Source organism: Pseudonocardia sp. SID8383, assembly GCF_009864975.1.
Lineage (GTDB): Bacteria > Actinomycetota > Actinomycetes > Mycobacteriales > Pseudonocardiaceae > Pseudonocardia > Pseudonocardia alni.
In genome coordinates this window covers 1-556 of record NZ_WWFY01000022.1, presented here as the reverse complement: position 1 = coordinate 556, position 556 = coordinate 1, and the positions used below count along the sequence as shown (strand labels likewise).

General features: G+C 79.7%; 1 protein-coding gene and 1 pseudogene. Both read left to right on the top strand.

Annotated features, from left to right (window positions below; all coding sequences use genetic code 11):
- Positions 1–140, top strand: a pseudogene (locus GTW08_RS30855) (HEAT repeat domain-containing protein); the annotation flags it as partial.
- A partial coding sequence (locus tag GTW08_RS00660; protein WP_161151247.1) for a MerR family transcriptional regulator occupies positions 134–556 on the top strand: 423 nt, incomplete at its 3' end. The pseudogene GTW08_RS30855 and the gene GTW08_RS00660, both read left to right, overlap by 7 nt.

Below are 556 nucleotides of genomic sequence, written 5' to 3'. Positions count from 1 at the left end.
CCGACCCGGCGGTCGCCGCGCACGCGCGTGCCACCGTCGCGCTGCGCGCGGACCCGGACACCGGGTTCGACGCCGCCGTCGCAGAGGCGCGGCGGGTGGTGGCGCTGGGCCCCGGCCGCGGGACCATGGCCGGGTGCTGATCGGGGAGGTGGCGCGGCGCAGCGGGCTCAGCGCCCGGATGCTGCGCCACTACGACGCCGTCGGGCTGGTCCGGCCGACCGGGCGCACCGTCGGCGGCTACCGCGAGTACTCGCCCGCCGACGTCCGCAGGCTCCTCCATGTGGAGGGCCTGCGGACGCTCGGGCTGTCGCTGGCCCAGGTGGGGCGGGCGCTGGCGGACCCGGCGTTCACGCCGTCGGAGCTGGTCGCGGACCTGGTCCGGGCGACCGAGGACCGGTTGACGCGCGACCGGGAGCTGCTCGCGCGGCTGCGCACCGTCGACGCCGCGGAGCCGGGGAGCTGGGACGAGGTGCTCGACGTCGTCGGGCTGCTGCGGGCGCTGGCCTCCCCCGCGGCCGGGCGCCGTCAGCAGGCGGCGCTGGCCGCGACGGCCGAC